The organism is Gilliamella sp. LMG 34362, assembly GCF_984569125.1.
In genome coordinates, this window is sequence record NZ_OZ474902.1 from 1,318,346 (window position 1) to 1,334,747 (window position 16,402).

General features: G+C 33.6%; 12 protein-coding genes and 2 tRNA genes. 11 read left to right on the forward strand and 3 right to left on the reverse strand.

The annotated features are described in order from the left end of the window. Positions 1-97: 97 nt before the first annotated feature. Positions 98-1,021, forward strand: coding sequence for a hypothetical protein (locus tag AC5LWZ_RS06055; protein WP_493463256.1), 924 nt, complete (start codon positions 98-100; stop codon positions 1,019-1,021). 674 nt (positions 1,022-1,695) lie between these two features. Here AC5LWZ_RS06055 and fabB read toward each other — a convergent pair. Further along, positions 1,696-2,907, reverse strand: a complete 1,212-nt coding sequence (gene fabB, locus AC5LWZ_RS06060) for a beta-ketoacyl-ACP synthase I (protein WP_110448008.1) — start codon at positions 2,905-2,907, stop codon at positions 1,696-1,698. A gap of 310 nt (positions 2,908-3,217) precedes the next feature. Between fabB and AC5LWZ_RS06065 the strand changes: the two genes are divergently transcribed. Next, positions 3,218-4,483: a putative DNA modification/repair radical SAM protein gene (locus AC5LWZ_RS06065; RefSeq protein WP_493464178.1), complete on the forward strand. Its 1,266-nt coding sequence runs from the start codon at positions 3,218-3,220 to the stop codon at positions 4,481-4,483. Between the two features lie 3 nt (positions 4,484-4,486). After that, the gene (locus AC5LWZ_RS06070) at positions 4,487-5,284 is read left to right on the forward strand and encodes a TIGR03915 family putative DNA repair protein (protein WP_110448007.1); all 798 of its coding nucleotides are present in this window, start codon (positions 4,487-4,489) and stop codon (positions 5,282-5,284) included. A 45-nt stretch (positions 5,285-5,329) separates the two neighbouring features. Here AC5LWZ_RS06070 and AC5LWZ_RS06075 read toward each other — a convergent pair whose 3' ends face one another. Continuing rightward, a complete protein-coding gene (locus AC5LWZ_RS06075; RefSeq protein WP_198199677.1) occupies positions 5,330-6,088 on the reverse strand; it encodes an MlaA family lipoprotein in 759 nt (252 codons plus the stop codon). Between the two features lie 127 nt (positions 6,089-6,215). Between AC5LWZ_RS06075 and AC5LWZ_RS06080 the strand changes: the two genes are divergently transcribed. After that, positions 6,216-6,287, forward strand: a tRNA-Arg gene (locus tag AC5LWZ_RS06080). A gap of 183 nt (positions 6,288-6,470) precedes the next feature. After that, positions 6,471-7,292: a hypothetical protein gene (locus AC5LWZ_RS06085; RefSeq protein ID WP_493463257.1), complete on the forward strand. Its 822-nt coding sequence runs from the start codon at positions 6,471-6,473 to the stop codon at positions 7,290-7,292. 757 nt (positions 7,293-8,049) lie between these two features. On the opposite strand, the gene AC5LWZ_RS06090 is transcribed toward AC5LWZ_RS06085, so the two are convergent. Beyond that, positions 8,050-8,126, reverse strand: a tRNA-Val gene (locus tag AC5LWZ_RS06090). Positions 8,127-8,417: 291 nt separating this feature from the next. On the opposite strand from AC5LWZ_RS06090, the gene recQ reads away from it, so the two are divergent. The 6 genes from recQ (at position 8,418) to ruvA (ending at position 16,397) form a co-directional block, all read left to right on the forward strand. Continuing rightward, entirely contained in the window at positions 8,418-10,247 is a 1,830-nt protein-coding gene (recQ, locus tag AC5LWZ_RS06095; protein ID WP_493463258.1) for a DNA helicase RecQ, read from the forward strand. 104 nt (positions 10,248-10,351) lie between these two features. Next, positions 10,352-11,578, forward strand: coding sequence for a hypothetical protein (locus AC5LWZ_RS06100; protein ID WP_110448068.1), 1,227 nt, complete (start codon positions 10,352-10,354; stop codon positions 11,576-11,578). A 92-nt stretch (positions 11,579-11,670) separates the two neighbouring features. Continuing rightward, positions 11,671-12,849 (forward strand): M20 family metallopeptidase, encoded by a 1,179-nt coding sequence (locus AC5LWZ_RS06105; RefSeq protein ID WP_493464179.1) that lies wholly within the window; start codon positions 11,671-11,673, stop codon positions 12,847-12,849. Positions 12,850-13,100: 251 nt separating this feature from the next. Further along, positions 13,101-15,161 carry a DNA polymerase III subunit gamma/tau gene (gene dnaX, locus AC5LWZ_RS06110; RefSeq protein WP_493463259.1) on the forward strand — a complete coding sequence of 687 codons (2,061 nt, stop codon included), beginning with the start codon at positions 13,101-13,103 and terminating at the stop codon, positions 15,159-15,161. 33 nt (positions 15,162-15,194) lie between these two features. After that, positions 15,195-15,533, forward strand: coding sequence for a YbaB/EbfC family nucleoid-associated protein (locus tag AC5LWZ_RS06115; RefSeq protein WP_086364356.1), 339 nt, complete (start codon positions 15,195-15,197; stop codon positions 15,531-15,533). A 255-nt stretch (positions 15,534-15,788) separates the two neighbouring features. Beyond that, positions 15,789-16,397: a Holliday junction branch migration protein RuvA gene (gene ruvA, locus AC5LWZ_RS06120; RefSeq protein ID WP_110448001.1), complete on the forward strand. Its 609-nt coding sequence runs from the start codon at positions 15,789-15,791 to the stop codon at positions 16,395-16,397. Positions 16,398-16,402: the final 5 nt, after the last annotated feature.

The window sequence follows — 16,402 nt, forward strand, 5'->3', positions numbered from 1 at the left end:
TAACTAATTGAAATTTTTTTAAATGGTTCTTTGCAACTATTGTTAAACGTAGTTATGATTTTGTCAGATCATAATTAGGATATAATATAGGGATATAATGGATAATCAAAATCAGTCTTACTTTAAACTGCCTTTATTTTTTACTTTTGCTTGTTATTTCATTTGGTTGATAGTTCCAATGATTAATTTTTTCGATTTTGCCAACATTACTATACGTTATAGATATGATAATATTTTTGTCTATCATATAACATTGGGAAGTTTAACTTATTATTTGTTAGTTTATATGATTGCTTTGTATTTTTTTCAAAAATATCGTATATATGACTTGTCAAAAAATTTGGTAAGAATATGTTTATTAATTACCGTTTATACCTTAATTAGATATGTTTTTTATATATTAGAACACTATATTTTAAGCAATATAATTTTTCGTTTTTTCGATCATGATTATATTCCCTTATGTCTTAGATTTTTAGAATGGTTTGATATAATATCAATATTAATTATTTTAATTATATTATTTAAAATAATACCTTTTTATTCTTCAGTAATCGAGTTTAATTCTATAGTAATAAAAAGAATTCACATTCAAATATATAGCTTTTTCTTGTCTTATATTTCACTTAAAACTATTTTGCTAAATGTTTATGCAATCAACGAATTATTTGATTCAAGTATTACCGTAATGCTACTATTTGTATTGTTAACCTTTTTAGGATGGGGAATTTTATATAAGCTTTTCAATATAATTCTTATAAATTGTTTTGGAGAATTTGATTCACAAGTTAAATTTAAAAAATTAATATTAACTCTTCTTGGAACAATTTTTTTAAGTGCTTTGATAAGCACTATTGTTGTTTTTATAATATTAATGCTTTATATGCCTACACATCTGAATTTGAAAAATAAAATCCAATTTTATTCTTCTTACTTTTTGTACAGTTTTTCTGGGATGAATTTGTTGTTTTCTTTAATATTTAGTCGATATTTTATAAAGATTTTTTATTCAAAAAGATAGTTGTTTTTTGCTTATTGGATAAAAGAGCAAAGTATTCAATTATTCTAAAAAAGCATACGATTAATTAATTGAGATTTCTAGGTAAATTAATTTAATAATATATTTCATTATGAAGAAATGATTGACCATAGAGTAAATAATAAAGGTCGATTATAAAAAATTTGAGGAACGGGTTTTTTGAAATCTAAAGACCCCCCTTTATTAACCCTTTTTTTACTTAAAATAAAATCTCTAAAAAATCAATATGTTAAGAAATAGCCTAAAAAAAGGGTTTTTACTGGCAAAAATAGACTTTGCCTTTTTGCCAACAACATTTATAGTATATGGGATTCTAGTTCACTGCCGTATAGGCAGTTTAGAAATTGTAAAAAAGCCCTCGCAAAGAGGGCAAACGGTTCACTGCCGTATAGGCAGTTTAGAAATCATCCTCTATCAATGTTCGTTCATAGATTAAGTTCACTGCCGTATAGGTAGTTTAGAAAGATTGAAGAAATTCAAGATACTTTACAATCTTGTTCACTGCCGTATAGCTAGATTAAAATATTAATTATTTCTAAAAAGATTAGGAAAAATTTTTTAAAAAGCTAAAAATCCAAATTAGTTATAGCGTTGTCAAATAGAAAAACCGTTCTAGTTAGGAACGGTTTTTTATTATTGGTTAGATAATTTTACAATTATGCTTGGTATTTTTTCATGACAATTGACGCATTAGTACCGCCGAAACCAAAACTATTAGACATTACTGTGGTTAATTCACGTTCAGTTGGCTCGGTAATAATGTTCATGCCTACTGCTTCATCTGCAAGTTCGTCAATATTGATACTTGGTGTAATAAAGCCGTGTTCAAGCATAAGTAATGAATAAATCAATTCTTGTGCTCCGGTAGCACTTAATGAGTGACCAGTCATGGATTTAGTTGAAGAGATAGCAGGGATGTTATCACCAAATACTTGTTTGATTGCCCATAATTCTTTGACATCACCAACTGGAGTTGAGGTACCATGAGTATTGATATAATCAACTGGTCCATCAAGATCTTGAATAGCAAGCTGCATACAACGCATTGCCCCTTCACCAGATGGCGCAACCATGTCATAACCATCAGATGTTGCCCCATAACCAACGAGTTCACCATAGATATGTGCACCACGGGCAAGAGCATGCTCAAGTTCTTCAACTACTACCATTCCGGCACCGCCTGCGATTACAAAACCATCACGGTTTTTATCATAAGCACGTGATGCTTTTTCTGGTGTGTCGTTATATTTAGTTGATAATGCACCCATAGCATCAAATTCGCATGACATTTCCCAACATAGTTCTTCACCACCACCAGCAAACACGATATCTTGTTTACCAAGTTGAATAAGTTCAGCTGCATGGCCAATACAGTGTACTGATGTTGCACAAGCTGAAGTCATTGAGTAGCTAACTCCTTTAATTTTAAATGGTGTCGCTAAACATGCAGAAATTGCCGATGACATAGATTTTGTTACTGCATAAGGCCCAACACCTCTTAAACCTTTTTCTTTCATGCCGGCAACAACATTATATTGAGTTTTGGTTGAGCCACCATAACCAGCGATAAGACCTGTGCGTGGATTAGATACTTGCTCTGGGGTTAATTTTGCATCTTCGATTGCTTGTTGTAGCGCAAGATATCCATAAATAGAAGCATCGTTCATAAAACGGACGACTTTTCGATCGATTAATCCAGTTGTATCTAATTTGACATTACCACAAACATGACTACGCATTCCGCTATCTTTCATTTCTTGCGAAAAAGTAATACCACTTCGGCCTACTCTTAACGATTCTAAAACTTCTTTGGTATTATTCCCAATGCTTGAAAGAATACCTAATCCTGTAATTACTACACGTTTCATCTAATGCTCTACTCCTAAGTTAACTGGCTTCATATGAAAAATTGGTCTGATTATAGCGTACACTTGTAAGCTGAACAATACCCCCAGATTGATTTTATTTGTTAAGTTAATAAATAAAATTGGGATAACCGGTCAATAAATCAATCAATATGAATATATTTACATTCTATTAATGAAATTTTGATTAAATCAGTCTTAATCGCAAGTTTATTGAACAAAAATTTTTAAATTCGATCTGATTATTAACTTGCTAACGGCAATAAAATAATTATAATACTGTAAATATATACAGTTATTGGTGATAATTATGATTCAAGAAAAAATGATCTCAAAGCTTGAGATTTTAGCCGAATCTGCAAAATATGACATTTCATGTGCCTCTAGTGGTACTTCACGCAGTAATAAAAATAAAGGTATTGGTAGTGCTTCTCGCTGTGGTATTTGCCATTCATTTACTGCTGATGGTCGCTGTGTTTCACTGTTGAAAATCATGTTAACGAATTATTGCATGTTTGACTGTGCTTATTGTATCAATCGCCAGAGTAATGATATTCCTCGTGCAGGATTTACACCAAAAGAGTTAGCGGAACTGACGATTGAATTTTATCGTCGCAATTATATTGAAGGGCTGTTTTTAAGCTCGGGTATTGTACGTAGTGCTGATCACACGATGGAAAAAATGATTCGGGTGGTCAAAATATTACGGCAAGAATATAACTTTAATGGTTATATTCATATGAAGGCGATTCCAGGTGCAAGTAATGAATTAATTCGTGAAGCAGGTTTACTCGTTGATCGAATGAGTGTCAATTTAGAGATCCCTACCGAGCGTAATTTAAAATTATTGGCACCAGATAAAGATCATCAAACCATTTATCAACCAATGCGACATATTCAGCAAAATTTGCTAGAAAATATTGAAGATCGTAAAAAAATTAAATCAACACCCAAATTTGTCCCTGCTGGGCAAAGTACTCAGGTGATTATTGGCGCGACAGATGAAACTGATAATCAAATCTTACAGCTCACCGCCAAACTATATAAGCGACCAAGTATGAAACGGGTTTATTATTCGGGATTTATTCCTGTGAATAGTTATGATAAGCGATTACCTGTTTTGCAAGAAGTACCAAGAGTGCGAGAAAATCGTTTATATCAGGCCGATTGGTTACTTCGTTTTTATGATTTTAGTGTCGATGAAATTGTAAATGATGAACATCCAGATCTTGATTTGACTGTCGATCCCAAATTATCTTGGGCGATTCGTAATCCACAATTTTTTCCGGTTGATATCAATCGGGATAGTTATCAAAAAATTCTACGGGTGCCAGGAATTGGCGTTAAATCAGCAAAATTAATTGTTATGGCAAGGCGACATCGAAAACTAAATAAAGAGGCGCTCAAACGTATTGGTGTGGTGCTAAAACGAGCGCAGTTTTTTATTATTTGCCATGAAATGAATACATTTAAAGTACTTGATTCATCCGCCGAATATATCCGTCTTAGTTTACAAGATTTGCCTCGTCTTGAAGTAAAACAACAAGCCCTTCCACAGCAACTAGTTATGGGATGGTAATTTATGCTGGCGTTCTATTATGATAAGTCTTTCGAAGGACTAATGTGTGCGGTGTTTGATGCATTTAAACTAAAAAAAATGCCTGAATGTTTATTAGCTGAGGGAGAAGATGTGCCACTTTTGGTTACTGATTTTCATCAAGTTGAGTATCGCAACAGTAAATATGAGCGTGTTTATACTGCACTGCAAAAAAAATTATCACAGATTGCGCTAAATCAACTCTTGTTTACTTGGCTATCAGAATTACCTGAAAGTGATTTAATTATCTTTCGCTATATTTGTAAAGTATTCAAGTCAACCAATTCGATTGAAACTGATTTTGCTGATGCGGATGTGTTAGCTGTTTATGATATAGCTAAAAAGGTAAATAAAGAAAAACATCATATTCAGCAATTTGTTCGCTTCAATAGTATCCAAAATCCAGCAAACAGTTGTGATAATAATGACAAAATTTACTTTGCGGTTATAGAGCCTATATATAACGCTTTACCGTTAACCACACGATTTTTTAAAGATCGTTATGCTGATCAAAAATGGGCAATTTATGATGAAAAACGCCAATATGGTTATTTTTATGATTTAGATAAGATTGAGCAAATCTGGTTAAACGATAACGATCCTCTGATCGTTAATAAGCAAATTAACCAAGATTATCTAACTGATGATGAAAAATTGTTTCAAACCATGTGGAATCGTTATTGTCAGGCCTTAACCATAAAAGAACGAATTAATCCAAGATTACAAAGGCAAAATATGCCTAGACGGTTCTGGCACCATTTACCCGAAATGCAAGGCAAATAAAAAACGCCGAATAAATCGGCGTTAATTATTAATAAATCTTACTATTTATTGGGCATCAATTTCATCAAGAATGCCATTAATGCTTTGTTGACGTTGTTGTTCTTTTTGTTCATCAACTTTACCGCCAGAAGCATTAAAATCATTGCGCTGGAAGTAAGCATTACGCATAAAGTTGTATGGATCATCACTATTTTTAATTAAATCTTCATACTCAATGGCCACAGCTCGAGCTTCAATGCCATCAAATACACCGCGAACCAGTGCCCATTGCCAATCTATCCAAACAAGTGGTGGATATAAAGTATCAACCAGATTACCACCTTCTTGACGAAGTGTTGCTGAACCATAGAAAGGTAATACAACATAAGGGCCATAAGGGACATCGTAATGGCCTAATGTGTCACCAAAACCACGTTTAGAACCTTTTTGCAATTGAGGGTCTGCCACACTTGCAACATCAAATAAACCGGCAACACCAAAAACAGTGTTAATAAAGAACCTTGCTAAATGTTTACCTGCTTCATGTCCTTCACCTTGTAAAGCACTATTTACCATCGATGCAGGTTCAGAAAGGTTAGAAGAAAAATTAACTACTCCTTTACGTACTGGTGTTGGAACATAATCTTTCCACGCTACGGCAGCTGGGCGCAAAATATAAGGATCAAGCGCATAGTAGTTAACATTAAACATTGTTTTATTAAAACCCGATAATGGGTCACTATAACTATTTGTTTCAGCCTGATAGGTCGCACAACCTGTCAACGCTAAAACCGAGAACATCATACCTATAATTTTTTTTCTCATAATGCTACCGAATACAAATGATAAAGTGTTGGATGCAGCGATTGTATCATGTTTGCTTGAAATAGAAAATTTTTCATTATTTGATTGATATTGCCTTGATAAATTTATTAGAATAAATAGCCTTGATGACCTCATAGTTAAATGGATATAACAAGCCCCTCCTAAGGGCTAGTTGTAGGTTCGATTCCTACTGGGGTCAAAGTTGTATTAACTTACTTATCTCTTTTCTTCCTCAATAAACTACCTAATTGTATAATTTATAAAATTATTTTATTTCGCTTTAAGTGATAAGATAGCAAATAATATAGTAATATAACTCATATAAATAATCATACACTGTATGGAGTATGGAACAATTAACTAGATGGATTTAGGGAAGTTAATGGCTAAATATTATTGTTTATTAAAAGGTAGAGTTAATTATTTAACGGTATTCGAAAAGACTAAAACTAAAGTTGAACAGCACTCAGGCGATCTTACAAAAGCATTTATTGATGAATACGGTGGGCTTATTAGGGCCATTTTTTTATTATTTTATACAATTATAAGAGACATGGTTGTTATTTTCATACCTTCTAAAACTCTACAAAGAAAACTTATTAAAGGTACATACTTTTATTGTTATGTTGGTAATATTAAAGTTGAAGGAAAATTAGAAGATATTATTTTTAAGAATGGCGACTATGTTGAAATGGTTGTCGAACAGACCGAAAAAAATAAGTATTTTGTTTATGCTGTGCGAATGCCCAAATACCATGCTTTGTTTTTTCCTAAAGGGAATTGTTCATCAACCTTAGAATTATTTAAGGGTTGTCTATTGATTTGTTGCCTACTGATATTTCCTTATATTGTTTTTATGATAATAGCTATTTTTGATGATCATAGTGATTTTATTTTTATTACTCTGTTATTTTTGGTTATTTATGCTTCTTTTGTTGTTATCTGCTTTATTTTATTTGGTATGCGTTCTTCATTTATAAACAATCGAATCTATGCAACTTTAGGTTATCGAAATTCATGGCGACATATGCATGCTAATGAAGACTATGCTTTTAGAGAAATGAATCGTAAAAGAGATCCATTGTTGTTTGATGATCCACAAAGTCCTGAATTCAAAAAAAGAATAAAACCAAATAAGTCTTATACCTATTATGGACGGACGCCCCAATTCCCCCAAGAAGTAGAAATTATTGACGAAAGCTAAATTGGAATAGGGTTTGGATTAGTAGAATTTAATTAATAAAAAAGTGAGGAAAGGGGTTTTTTGCGCACCTTTTTTTATCATTAAACTGTTTTTTTTGAATGTTGCAATATTGTTATTATCATTTAAGCAAATTTAGCTAATGCTTTTCCTATAATTTAATATATGGCAGCATTTAATTTGTCTATATTTGCACAACTATTGTGTTTCGCTTTATGCAATTTATCGCGTAAATAATTTAATAACTGGTAGTAAAAATAGCAATGTTAAATCAACTAGTAGGTAATTTTGGTTTTTTTGCTATCAGTAAATGTTATTAATTTAGAAGCTGTAGGGTTTAGTTCATTTTGTTTATCAATTCCATTTTATCTATATTTGATTCGTTATCGCCAAACTAAATGCACACAAACTAGAAAACAAAAAACATTGTGGTATTTATACGTATTTCATTTAACTATTACACTATATTCAGAATCATTAAGCTAATTTACATCAGTTGACTAATTAAGAAAATAAAACAAAATTTTGTGGGAATTTAATGTTTAACGTTTTAAATACAAATTTTTGTACAATTGGGTTTATTTATCATAAATAAAAAATGTTTTTATGTGAATTTGTGACATTAAATATTGGCAAGCGGATCGAAAATTTAGAAATTTTAATATTAAAAATACAAAGTTATTGGTAGAGGTTTTACCCCAGCGGTTTTTTTAAAGGCGATTTAAATTTGTTGTAATTCTTGTAGGATAAGGCTTTGAATTGGTACGCCCGGGTGGACTCGAACCACTGACCCCCACCATGTCAAGGTGATGCTCTAACCAACTGAGCTACGGGCGTACATTTGAAACACGCAAATATTAGCTGGCAAACTGTTTTGTTTCAAGTAAAAAAATCAAAAATAGCTGTTTTTTTAATCTTTTGAGTTTGTTTGTTGGAAAAACAGTCAATGTTATTAATCAAATAATATACAAAATCCGATTTTTACCAATTTTATTTCCCGATGATAATCGTTTAGGGATAGTACAATTTTTTATGAATTGTAAATAAATGTAAATTCACGGTGGTTTGTTAATTTCAAATTCGTTATACTCCTTGAAAATAGATAAGGTATTACTGGTTTAGGTTAGTATGTCATTTAAAGATCAGATTGAGGACGTTTTACATAATGTTTTTGGGTACAAATCGTTTAGAAATCAGCAAAGAGATATTATCGAATCAGTTATTGCCGGACGAGATACTTTAACCATTATTCCAACAGGTGGCGGTAAATCGCTTTGTTATCAGATTCCGGCAGTAGTATTGCCTGGTACTGCGTTGGTTATTTCGCCACTTATTTCGTTAATGAAGGATCAAGTTGATCAATTAATCGTTAATGGAATTTCGGCGGCTTTTTTAAATGCGACTCAATCTCCAGAAGAGCAACAAAACATTATTGAACAGTATTTAAATCACACAATTAAATTATTATATATTTCACCTGAACGATTGGCAGTATCGTCCTTTTATTCATTAATTACTGCTCATCCACCATCATTAATCGCTATTGATGAGGCGCATTGCATTTCACAATGGGGGCATGACTTTAGGCCTGACTATCGTCAATTAAACCATTTATCATTGCGTTTTCCCGAAGTTCCAATTATCGCGTTAACAGCAACCGCCGATAAATTGACTCAAGCAGATGTGATTAATCAGCTTAACTTAATCGATCCGTTAGTGGTGGTGCGTAGTTTTGATCGGCCAAATATACGTTATACGGTAGTTGAAAAATTTAATCTTACTGAGCAAGTTGTCTCTTTTATTGAAACCCAAAAAGGGAATAGTGGTATTGTCTACTGTTCTAGTCGTTCCAAAGTTGAGGATATGACAACCAGACTGGCTGCGAGAGGATTCTCTGTCGTTGCTTATCATGCTGGTTTAACCACTGCTGAGCGTCAACAAGCACAAGAAAGTTTTTTGAAAGATAATGTGCAAATTATTGTTGCTACTGTCGCTTTCGGGATGGGAATTAATAAACCCAATGTCCGTTTTGTGGTGCATGCTGATTGCCCTAGAACGATTGAGGCATATTATCAAGAAACTGGTCGAGCAGGGCGTGATGGCGTTCCGGCAGAGGCTCTTTTATTATTTAATAGTAAAGATCTAAACTGGTATCATCGCCAAATTGCTGATAAACCAGAGAATAAACATAAACAAGTTGAGTTACATAAGATTCAATCCATGGAGTCATTCGCCCAAAGTATGACTTGTCGGCGTACCGTATTACTTAACTATTTTGGTGAGAATAGAACCGAACCTTGCAACAACTGTGATATCTGTCTTTATCCACCCGAGCATTATGATGGATTAATTGATGCACAAAAAATACTTTCTTGCATATACCGAGTTGAGCAACGTTATGGTGCTCAATATGTTGTCGATGTGTTACGTGGTTCTTCTCGCTCACAAATTAAAGAAAATGGTCATGATAAATTATCGGTTTATGGAATAGGAAAAGCGCATTCTTCTGATTATTGGCTTAGTGTAATTAGACAATTAATTTATTTGGGATATGTGAGTCAAAATATTTCCACCTTTACTACGTTACAATTGACCGAACAAGCACGTGCGATTCTTAAAGGTCAAGTCGCTTTATCTTTAGCAAAACCACGTTTAGAAATTGTGAAGAAAAGTCGCTTAAATCGTTATGCTCGAGCGATTAATTTAACCACGATATTATCTTATGAAGAACGAATATTATTCAATAATCTTAAGCGGTTACGCAAAGAAATTGCTGATATGGAGGATATTGCCCCTTATGTTGTATTCAGTGATGCAACCTTGCTTGAGATGGTGCAAATCAAACCTGAAAGTAAGAAACAACTTATTAATGTTACTGGTGTTGGTAAAATCAAATTAGAAAAATATGGTAATCTTTTCTTAGACGAAATTAATGATTTTATGATAAAAAACATATAACAATGTTTAAAATATTATCTATAATAGCCATTTTTATATCATTTTAATTAATTTTTATAATTTAATTTATTAAAAATGGAGTTTTTATGCCCACTATGAATGATATGCCACAGATGTTGGCATTAGTTTTATTGCTTATTATTTTATATCTAGGTGATGTTGTTTCAACACGAACTAAAGCTTGGGTACCTTCAGTTTTTATTTGCGCGGTACTGTTTTTATTAGGTTATTGGACATTTTTTCCAACTGATATTGTTGCTCGAGCAGGTATTCCAAATGTAGTCGCTGTTATGTTTATGTATTTATTGATTGTGAACATGGGAACTTTGTTATCAATAAATGAGTTGATACTACAATGGAAGACAATACTTATATCGCTTTCAGGAATTGTGGGTATTATTGTTATTGCTATTATTGTTGGATATCTATTTTTTGATCTCAATACTATTATTGTCGCTATTCCACCATTAGTCGGTGGTATTGTTTCAGCTATTATTATGGCTAAAGGGGCAACCGAAGCTGGATTGCCAGATTTGGCTGTATTTGCAATTATAATTTATGTAATGCAAGGTTTTATTGGTTATCCATTAACATCAATTATGCTGAAAAAAGAAGGCCGCCGTGTATTGAAAAAATATCATGAAGGGACTTGGGTAGTTGAAAAAGATGTTACTACTATGGATAAGCAAACTGCAACTACTGATGAAAATCCAATGCCTAGTCTGTTTGCTAAAATTCCAGCGAGTTATAATTCTTCGTACTTTATCTTTTTGCGTATTGCAATAGTCGGTTTTTTAGCTTATTCAGTGTCGGAAGTATTAAAACCAGTCGTCAGTATTAGTCCATTTGTCTTATGTTTATTATTTGGTGTTGTTGCTGCTTCTTTAGGTTTTTTAGAGCGTCATCCTTTAAAGAAAGCCGGTGGTTTCGGGCTGGCAGTAATGGGATTGATGTTATTTATTTTTGATACTTTGAGTCGAGCAACGCCTGATATGTTAATTAGGCTTATCACACCTTTAATTATTTTTATTCTTTCTGCCGTTATTGGGATGTTTATTTTCTCGGTTATTGTCGGTAAAGTTTTAAAAGTAAGTAAAGAAATGGCTTTTTCGATCGCCTTAACTGCATTATATGGATTTCCGGCCGATTATATTATCACTAACGAGGTCATTAATAACTTAACCAAAGATCCAAAAGAAAAAGAGGTATTAACCAGCCATATGTTACCACCAATGTTAATTGGCGGATTTATTTCAGTAACGATGGTATCAGTTGTATTAGCTGGCATCATGGTTAATATGATTGTTGGCCCGTTAACACCAATAAAATAGTTGGAAATTTAATTATCAGATTCAACTTGTAGATTTGTGCAAATATGTGCACTATTAAATGAATACATATGAAATATATAAAAGGTAGTAACATGATTAATCAAACTATTAAAGATTCAATAAAACAGAATATTAACGACATGATCGCGTTTCGTCGTGATTTACATCGTCATCCAGAACTACCGTGGGAAGAATTTAGAACCACCGATAGAATTGCTGAAGAACTTGATAAAATTGGTATTACTTATCGACGCACTAAGCCGACTGGAATTATTGCTGATATTCAAGGCGGTAAACCAGGTAAAACAATCTTACTTAGGGCAGATATTGATGCTTTACCGGTTAAGGAATTAAGTACCAATATTGATTATCAATCCACTATTGATGGCAAAATGCATGCTTGTGGACATGATACTCATACAGCTATGTTGCTAACGGCTGCTAAAACGTTATATTCTATCCGAGAACAGTTAAACGGTAATGTACGGTTAGTATTTCAGCCGGCTGAAGAAATTGCTCAAGGGGCAAAAGGGATGATCGAACAAGGTGTACTTGAAGGTGTTGATAGCGCTTTTGGTATGCATATATGGTCACAAATGCCGGTAGGTAAAGTATCTTGTGTTGTTGGTTCAAGCTTTGCTTCAGCAGATCTATTAACAGTTAGATTTAAAGGGCGTGGAGGTCATGGTTCAATGCCTCATGACACAGTGGATGCGGTTATGGTTGCATCTGCATTTGTTATGAATGTTCAATCAATTGTTTCTCGTGAAATATCGCCTCTCGATCCTGCGGTTGTTACTATAGGTCGAATGGATGTGGGTACGCGCTTTAACGTAATTGCTGAAAATGCGGTTTTAGAAGGAACGGTGAGATGCTTTAATGTTGCAGTGCGTGAGAAAATTGAAGCTGCAATTAGACGTTATGCTAACCAAGTTGCAGCCATGTATAGAGCGACAGCTGAAGTTGAATATATCTATGGTACTTTACCAGTTATTAACGATAAAGAAAGCGCTCTATTAGCACAAAAAGTCATTGTTGAATCATTTGGCGAAGATGCATTGTATTTTGAAGCACCAACTACCGGCGGTGAAGATTTTAGTTATTATACGCAAAACATTCCTGGTGCATTTGCTCTAGTCGGATCAGGTAATCCTGAAAAAGATACTCAATGGCCACATCACCATGGCTGTTTTAATGTCGACGAAGATGGCATGGCATTAGGTGCAGAATTTTACGCACAATATGCATGGGCTTTTTTAAATCAAGATTAACCATTCATGATTAATCATCAATTGATTATTTCCTTTACTTATCAACCTTCGATTGACTGTTTGAAGGTTGATAAATCATTTTTCAATAATTAATCCTTCAAAACAGCCTAATAATTTCAAAATTTGTGCAAAGGGTATTTTATTGCTTAAAAATCTCACCTAATATCGAATCGGTTATCGGCATCTTAAAGACTACATTGACACTTTATGGTATGATTAGCAAAATTTATTAGTAATAAGTAACGGTGATTATGAGTTATCAAGTCTTAGCACGTAAGTGGCGACCAAAATCATTTTCTGAAGTAGTAGGGCAACAGCATGTTTTAAAAATTTTATCTAATGCTCTTTCTCTTGGTCGAGTACATCACGCTTATCTGTTCTCTGGTACTCGAGGTGTAGGTAAAACTTCGATTGCTCGATTATTAGCCAAAGGTTTGAATTGTGAAAGTGGTATAACGGCAACCCCTTGTGGTGTTTGTGATAATTGTCGTGAGATTGAACAGGGTCGATTTGTTGATTTGCTCGAAATTGATGCTGCATCACGTACTAAAGTCGAAGATACTCGGGAAATTTTAGATAATATTCAATATTTGCCAAGCAAAGGGCGTTTTAAAGTTTACTTAATCGATGAAGTACATATGCTCTCTCGTAGTAGCTTCAATGCTTTATTAAAAACATTGGAAGAGCCACCAGAACACGTTAAGTTTTTATTAGCAACAACTGATCCGCAAAAATTACCTATCACTATTTTATCTCGCTGTTTGCATCTGCATTTAAATGTGCTTGATACATCATTAATTTCTGAGCAACTAAAACATATTTTGCAATTAGAACAAATTGAAAGTGAACCGCGAGCAATACAGCTGTTAGCTAAAGCAGCAAATGGTAGTATGCGGGATGCATTAAGTTTAACCGACCAAGCAATAGCGCTTGGTAATGGTAAAATCGATGCTGCGTCAGCAGCCTCTATGCTTGGCACTCTAGATAAAGCAATTCCCTTTTCATTAATTAATGCTCTTTATCAAAGTGATGGTAATACTTTGATGCAACAGATTGAAGCTGCTGCTTTGCAAGGTGCGGATTGGGATAATTTATTAGCTGAATCTATTGCTTTGTTACATCAAATTGCCTTATTACAAGTTGTGCCGACAGCATTGGGTGATTATATAGATAATGAAGAACAGTTACGCTTCTTAGCTCAATATATGGCGCCTAATGATGTGCAACTGTTTTATCAAATTTTATTAATGGGTCGGAAAGAACTTGCTTTTGCACCAGATAAAAAAATGGGTGTTGAAATGAGTTTTTTACGCGCTTTAGCATTTATGCCTAAAAATGTCGATGCGATTAAGCCACCAGCTGCAACAGCTACTATACCGACAAAAAAAGCTGAATCGCCGATTAAAACACAACCAGCTCAGGCTGTGACACTTTCATCACAAAACGCAAATGATGCAATGCCTATTAAGCAAACTGTTAAATCAGCTATTGAAAATCAGCAATTGAATGACAATACAATAGTAAGACCAGTTACTAGTGATGAAAATACTGTATCACAACCAGAAATATCACTTCCAGATGATGCATCATCAATCACTAAAAATATTTTAGAGATGAGAATGCAGTTAATTAAAGAGGAACAAAAGCCAAAAAAGCCTGAATTGGTTGATCACCATCAACCATCAAATTCTTTAATTAACAGTAAACGGGGTGACGCTCAGCAGCTTGCCAACAAGTTAGGCAATAATATTGAAAAAAATGATGAGGAAGCAAAACAAGAAGAGATAACTGCTGAGAATTATCAATGGCAAGCTTGTGGCTTAGTTGAAACGAAAAATGAACCGGCACTCGATGCAAAAACATTATGCGATTCTTTAAAAGTTGATAAAACGCCAGAAATGACTAAAAAACTAATTGTTGAAATGGCTGAAAAAGACGCGTGGTGTGCTGAAATTGAACAATTAGAACTTGCGCCATTAATTAAACAAATCGCAATTAACTCTTATTTTGAACAAATTGATGACAATAATATTGTTTTGCATATGCGTTCGTCAGTGAAACACTTGATAAAATCACCGGCAAATTGCACAAAACTTGAATCTGCTTTATCAGCATATCGTCAAAAACCATTAAACTTAAAAATTGTTATTGATGATAATCAAGAAAATAAAACGCCGTTAGAAATGCGTGAAGATTTATATCAACAAAAGCTTGAACAAGCTAAACAGACTATTAATCAAGACGCTAAAGTCGAAATGATTTGTCAATATTTTGATGCGAAGATTGATGAAGCGAGTATTCGTCCTGTATAATTACGGGCTAAATATTATTAACGAGGAATAATTATGTTTTCAGGTGGAAAAGGTGGCTTGGGTAATTTGATGAAGCAAGCCCAACAGATGCAAGCCAAAATGCAGCAAGCTCAGGAAGAAATTGCTAAATTAGAAGTTACCGGTGAGTCTGGTGCAGGTATCGTTAAAGTGACTGTAAATGGTGCACACAGTTGTAAACGTGTGGAAATTGATCCATCTTTATTAACTGAAGATGATAAAGAAATGCTAGAAGATTTGATTGCGGCTGCTTACAATGATGCAACTCGTCGTTTAGAAGAAGCGCAAAAAGAAAGAATGGCTCAAGTAACTGGCGGCATGCAATTACCACCAGGCTTTAAAATGCCATTTTAAGTTGAAAAACTAATCCGATATCGTCTTATCCATTTTGCCGACATGGTCGGCAAAATTTCTTTTTATCTCCTGTCTATTTATACAGTTTTTCTTTATTAATTTTTTCCTATCAGGTAAACTAACTGACAATTACATTCAATTCACTTTCAATGTTGATCATATCAATTTGATTAATCTAGAATCTTAAATATTATTTAATTTAGGGTTATTTTAATCAAACTTATGTAATCAACATTAACTTATTAAGGATATATTGTGATAGGTCGTTTACGTGGAATCATTATTGAAAAACAACCACCCAAAGTATTAATTGAAGTTGGTGGTGTTGGCTATGAAGTTTTTATGCCAATGACCTGTTTTTATGCGTTACCCGACAATGGCAAAGAAGTGATTGTGTTAACGCATTTTGCTGTTCGAGAAGATGCTCAAGTGCTTTATGGTTTTAATCATGAACAAGAACGAGAGTTGTTTCGTGAATTAATTAAAGTTAATGGCGTTGGCCCAAAATTAGCGCTGGCGATTTTATCTGGAATGTCAGCTGCACAATTTATTAATGCTGTTGAACAAGGTGAAATTAAAACATTGGTCAAATTACCGGGTGTAGGGACTAAAACTGCTGAACGATTAATTGTTGAAATGAAAGATCGTGTTAAACGCTTTGGTGAAGAACTATCAAATGTTAACCCAGCTATTGATATTGGTGATATTAAAAAGTCATCCAACCAAATTGAAAGTGAAGCTGTTTCAGCACTTATTGCTTTGGGTTATAAACCACAAGAAGCCAGTCGTATTATTAGTAAAGTCATTAGACCAGAAATGGATTGTGAAATGCTAATACGTGAAGCATTAAAGTCAGTATTGTAAAGTAG